The organism is Paraburkholderia sp., from assembly GCF_035501035.1.
In the GTDB taxonomy this organism is placed as follows: domain Bacteria; phylum Pseudomonadota; class Gammaproteobacteria; order Burkholderiales; family Burkholderiaceae; genus Paraburkholderia.
On the sequence record NZ_DATJWR010000363.1, the window covers coordinates 1 to 5,730 of the forward strand.

Annotated in this window: 3 protein-coding genes; all 3 read left to right on the forward strand. The window is 67.9% G+C overall.

Annotated features, from left to right (window positions below):
* The first annotated feature begins 43 nt into the window (after positions 1-43).
* Entirely contained in the window at positions 44-2,995 is a 2,952-nt protein-coding gene (gene gcvP / locus VMJ11_RS26435) for an aminomethyl-transferring glycine dehydrogenase (RefSeq protein ID WP_325623293.1), read from the forward strand.
* A gap of 119 nt (positions 2,996-3,114) precedes the next feature.
* Positions 3,115-4,302, forward strand: coding sequence for an alginate lyase family protein (locus tag VMJ11_RS26440; protein ID WP_414694476.1), 1,188 nt, complete (start codon positions 3,115-3,117; stop codon positions 4,300-4,302).
* 109 nt (positions 4,303-4,411) lie between these two features.
* The coding region (locus VMJ11_RS26445; RefSeq protein ID WP_325623294.1) for an L-serine ammonia-lyase at positions 4,412-5,730 on the forward strand (1,319 nt) is incomplete at its 3' end.

The window sequence follows — 5,730 nt, forward strand, 5'->3', positions numbered from 1 at the left end:
TTTTTGCGAAGGCATCTCGCCGCCCGCGCCCGCAGGAACCCTTATGAAGCTCGAACACCCGGATCGTCTGATGAACTCCCCGCTCTCGCTTGCCGCGCTTGAAGCGCACGACGCCTTCGCTGCCCGCCACATCGGCCCCGACACGGCCGACCAGCAGGCGATGCTCGACGCGCTCGGCTTCGCCTCGCGCGACGCGCTGATCGATGCGGTGATTCCGGCGCAGATCCGCCGCACCGAGACGCTGCCGCTCGGGCCGTTCTCGCAGCCGCGCACGGAAGCCGAGGCGCTCGCCGCCCTGCGCGCGCTCGCGGACAAGAACCAGGTGTTCCGCTCGTACATCGGGCAGGGCTACTACGACACGCACACGCCGGCCGTCATCCTGCGCAACGTGCTCGAAAACCCGGCGTGGTACACCGCGTACACGCCGTACCAGCCGGAAATCTCGCAGGGCCGCCTCGAAGCCCTGCTGAACTTCCAGCAGATGATCATCGACCTGACGGGCCTCGCGATCTCGAACGCTTCGCTGCTCGACGAGGCCACGGCCGCCGCCGAAGCGATGACGCTCGTGCAACGCGTGGGCAAGTCGAAGTCGAACGTGTTCTTTGTGGCCGACGACGTGCTGCCGCAAACCATCGAAGTCGTGAAGACGCGCGCGAAGCCGATCGGCATCGAGGTGAAGGTCGGTCCCGCAGCCGAAGCAGCCCAGGCGGGCGCGTTCGGCGTGCTGCTGCAATATCCGGGCGCGAACGGCGACGTGCGCGACTACCGCCCGCTGGCGCAAGCCGTGCACGCAGCCGGCGGCGCGGTGATCGCCGCCGCCGACCTGCTCTCGCTCACCATGCTCACGCCGCCGGGCGAATGGGGCGCGGACGTGGCCGTGGGCAACTCGCAGCGCTTTGGCGTGCCGATGGGCTTCGGCGGCCCGCACGCCGCGTATCTCGCGGTGAAGGACGAATTCAAGCGCCAGATGCCGGGGCGTCTCGTCGGCGTGACCGTCGACGCGCAAGGCAACCCCGCGCTGCGCCTCGCGCTGCAAACGCGCGAACAGCACATCCGCCGCGAAAAGGCGACCTCGAACGTCTGCACGGCGCAGGCGCTGCTCGCGATCATGGCGAGCATGTACGCGGTCTACCACGGCCCGCAGGGTCTCAAGCGCATCGCGCAGCGTGTGAACCGCATTGCCGCGATCCTGGCCGCAGGCGCGAAGCAGCTCGGCTATACGCTCGTGAACGACTCGTTCTTCGATACGCTCACGTTCGAAGCCGGCCCGCGCACCCAGGCGCTGCACGACGCGGCGCTCGCGCGCGGCATGAACCTGCGCCACGTGAGCGAAACGCGCGTGGGCGTAGCCGTCGACGAAACCACCACGCGCGGCGATCTCGCCGATCTGCTCGCGGTGTTCGCGCAAGCCGCATTCGCGAGCGAGGCGCCTTCGCTCGACGCGCTCGACGCCGCGCTCACGCAAGCGGGCGACGTGTCGTTCCCGGCCGCGCTCGTGCGCGAAAGCGCCTACCTCACGCATCCGGTCTTCAACCGTCACCATTCGGAAACGGAAATGCTGCGCTACCTGCGCAGCCTCTCCGACAAGGATCTCGCGCTCGACCGCTCGATGATTCCGCTCGGCTCGTGCACGATGAAGCTGAACGCGACTTCGGAAATGCTGCCGGTCACGTGGCCCGAGTTCGGCCGCATCCACCCGTTCGCGCCTGCCGAGCAGACGGTCGGCTATCGCGAGATGGTCGATCAGCTCGAACAGATGCTCGTGGCCGCAACCGGCTACGCCGCCGTCTCGCTGCAGCCGAACGCGGGCTCGCAGGGCGAGTACGCGGGCCTGCTCATCATTCAGGCGTATCACGCCTCGCGCGGCGAAGGCCACCGCAACGTCTGCCTGATTCCCGCTTCGGCGCACGGCACGAACCCCGCATCGGCGCAAATGGCCGGCATGCAGGTCGTCGTGGTCGCCTGCGACGCGCAAGGCAACGTCGATCTCGCCGACCTGAAGGCTCGCGCCGAACAGCACGCGGCGAAGCTCGCGGCGATCATGATCACGTACCCGTCCACGCACGGCGTGTTCGAGCAAAACGTGCGCGAAGTCTGCGAGATCGTGCATGCGCACGGCGGCCAGGTGTACGTGGACGGCGCGAACATGAACGCGATGGTCGGCCTCGCGGCGCCGGGCCAGTTCGGCGGCGACGTCTCGCACCTGAACCTGCACAAGACCTTCTGCATTCCGCACGGCGGTGGCGGCCCGGGCGTAGGTCCCGTGGCCGTGGGCGCACACCTCGCGCAATTCCTGCCGAACCAGCTTTCGAGCGGCTACAAGCGCGACGATCACGGCATTGGCGCCGTGAGCGCGGCGCCCTACGGCTCGGCCTCGATCCTGCCGATCTCGTGGATGTACATCGCCATGATGGGCGCGGCCAACCTCACCGCCGCGACCGAAACCGCGATCCTCAACGCGAACTACGTCGCGAACAAGCTCGCGCCGCACTTCCCGGTGCTCTACAGCGGGCCGGGCGGGCTCGTCGCGCACGAGTGCATTCTCGACCTGCGCCCCATCAAGGACGCAAGCGGCATCACCGTGGACGACGTGGCCAAGCGCCTGATGGACTACGGCTTCCACGCGCCGACCATGAGCTTCCCGGTGCCGGGCACGCTGATGGTCGAGCCGACCGAGTCGGAGTCGAAGGAGGAACTGGACCGCTTCATCGACGCGATGGTGGCGATCCGCGACGAAATCCGCGCCGTGGAAGAAGGCCGTGCGGACAAGGAAGACAACCCGCTGCGCCATGCGCCGCACACGGCCGCCGTCGTGATCGACGACGACTGGAAGCACGCCTACTCGCGCGAGCAGGCCGCGTATCCGGTCGCGTCGCTCGTCGCGCGCAAGTACTGGCCGCCGGTCGGCCGCGCCGACAACGCCTATGGCGACCGCAACCTGTTCTGCTCGTGCGTACCGATCGGTGAATATGCCGATCAGACCGCCGGCGAATAAGCCGGCCGCCGCGCCGCTGCGTCCTCTTTAGTCGACGCAGCGGCGCTCATCCCCCTCACATTTGCCGCCGCAAACCGCTAACATCACACACCTGTCAGCCTTGAATCAGGGAGTCGCGCATGGCGCGGAAGGTGCGAATGGATTCACTGCGGGATTCGCTGCGGGCCCCGAAGCGGAACGCGATCCGCCCGGCCCCAGGGACCTCGACCCGGCAGGCGCGCGGCGGTGTGCTCGGCCGCCCGCAACGTCTTGCTGCCGCGCTGGCGCTCGCCTGCGCCACCTTCACCGGCGCGGCGCACGCGGCCATGAACTTCTGCGCGGCTCCCGCGCTGCAATCGAGCGAGCGCACCAACGCCGACCCGGGCGTGAAGGCGCTCGTGGCCGAAGTGCAGGCGCACGTGAACGACGTGCCGCGGCCGCTGCCAAGGCTCCATACCGAGGGCACGCTGCCGCACGAGGACATCTACGATCAAAGTGTGGAGGCCGCGCAGGAGCTCGATCTCATGCGCAACGCCGCGCTCGCGTGGCGCGCGACGAGCGACGACCGCTTTCTGAAGCTCGTGGACCGCTTTCTGCTCGCGTGGGTCACCACATACAAGCCGAGCTTCAATCCCATCGACGAAACGCGTTTCGAGGGGCTGATTCTCGCCTACGACATGACCGCGAGCGCGCTGCCCGTGAAAACGCGCAACGCGACGATGCAGTTCCTGAACGGCTTCGCGAACGGCTATATCGCGCAGATCGACGCGCAGCCGCGCCCGCTCAAGGGCAGTTTTGCAAACAACTGGCAGAGCCATCGGGTCAAACTGATCGCGATGATCGCGTTCACGCTCGACAACCGGAAGATGATCGCCACGGCGCAGCGACTCTTTCTCGAACACATCGGCGACAACATCGCACCCGACGGCTCGACGCTCGATTTCAACGAGCGCGACGCGCTGCATTACGTGACCTACGATCTGCAGCCGCTCGTGACCGCCGCGCTCGCCGCGCGTCGCCACAACCGCAACTGGCTGCCCGAGCGCGCGGCCAACGGCGCTTCGCTCGCGGCGGCGCTCGACTGGCTCACGCCTTACGCGCTCGGCCAGAAGACACACGAGGAATTCGTGCATTCGGACGTGCCGTTCGACGCGAAGCGGCGCGAAGCGGGTTTGCCCGGCTTCACCGGCCAGTGGGACCCGAAGAACGCCGCCGAGCTGTTTCACCTGGCAGCGCGCCTCGACGGCCGCTTTACGCCGATCGCGCTGAAACTCGCGCCCACGCCGCCCGCGTGGCTAGCCGTCTGTCTGCCGTTGCCGGCGCGCTGAAACGCGCGCGAGGGTTGCGGCGGCGGCGCGCTCACGCAATGTGTCAAATGCGTGTCGCGAAGGCGCGGCATCCCTACCCAACCCCGTCAGACAAGCAGGAGCAGTCCCCATGGCAGTAAGCGTTTTCGACCTCTTCAAAATCGGCATCGGGCCTTCGAGCTCGCACACGGTCGGGCCGATGCGGGCCGCGCTGATGTTCGCGGAAGGACTCGAGCGCGACGGCCTGCTCGCGCGCACCGTCAGCGTGAAGGTCGAGCTGTACGGCTCGCTCGGCGCGACCGGCAAGGGCCACGGCACCGACCGCGGCGTGATGCTCGGCCTGATGGGCGACGCGCCCGACACGGTCGACCCCGACACCATCAACGAGCGCCTCGAAGCCGTGCGCAAATCGCGCCTGCTCTCGCTGCTCGGCCATCACGCCATTGCGTTCGTGCCGAAAGAGCACGTCGCGTTCTATCGCCAGGCGCTGCCCGAGCACCCGAACGGCATGAAGCTGCGCGCGCTCGACGGCAACGGCGAAACGCTGCGCGAAAGCACCTATCTCTCGGTGGGCGGCGGCTTCGTCGTCACGGCGGGCGCGGCGAACACCAAGGTGCTCTCCGCCGCCGAGCAGTTGCCGCATCCGTTTCGCACCGGGGCCGAAATGCTCGAACTGTGCGTCTCGACGGGCAAGAGCATCGCGCAGCTGATGCTCGAGAACGAGCGCGTCTGGCACAGCGACGACGCGATTCGCTCAGGACTCCTGCGCATCTGGGACGTGATGCAGTCGTGCGTTTCACGCGGCTGCGGCATCAACAATCCCGACGCCGACGGCACGCTGCCCGGCCCCTTCGCCGTCAAGCGCCGCGCGGCGCAGCTCTACCGCGCGCTCACCGGCAACCCCGAGCGCGCGCTGCAAGACCCGCTTTCGATGATCGACTGGATCAACCTCTACGCGATCGCCGTGAACGAGGAGAACGCCGCGGGCGGGCGCGTCGTGACCGCGCCGACCAATGGCGCGGCCGGCATCATCCCCGCTGTGCTGCACTACTATGTGCGCTTCACGCCCGGCGCGAACGAGCAGGGCGTGATCGACTTCCTGCTCACGGCCGCGGCGATCGGCATTCTGTACAAGCTCAACGCGTCGATCTCTGGCGCGGAAGTGGGCTGTCAGGGCGAAGTGGGCGTGGCGTGTTCGATGGCCGCGGGCGCGCTCGCAGCCGTGATGGGCGGCACGCCGCAGCAAGTGGAAAACGCCGCCGAAATCGGCATGGAGCACAATCTCGGCCTCACCTGCGACCCCGTGGGCGGCATGGTGCAGATTCCCTGCATCGAACGCAACGCCATGGCCTCGGTGAAGGCCGTCAACGCCGCGCGCATGGCCCTGCGCGGCGACGGCGCGCATTATGTCTCGCTCGACTCCGTCATCAAGACGATGCGCGAAACGGG

Excerpts from the sequence above, each read along its gene's own strand:
- VMJ11_RS26440 (WP_414694476.1), top strand. The coding sequence starts at position 3,115 with ATGGCGCGGAAGGTGCGAATGGATTCACTGCGGGATTCGCTGCGGGCC.
- gcvP (WP_325623293.1), top strand. The coding sequence starts at position 44 with ATGAAGCTCGAACACCCGGATCGTCTGATGAACTCCCCGCTCTCGCTT.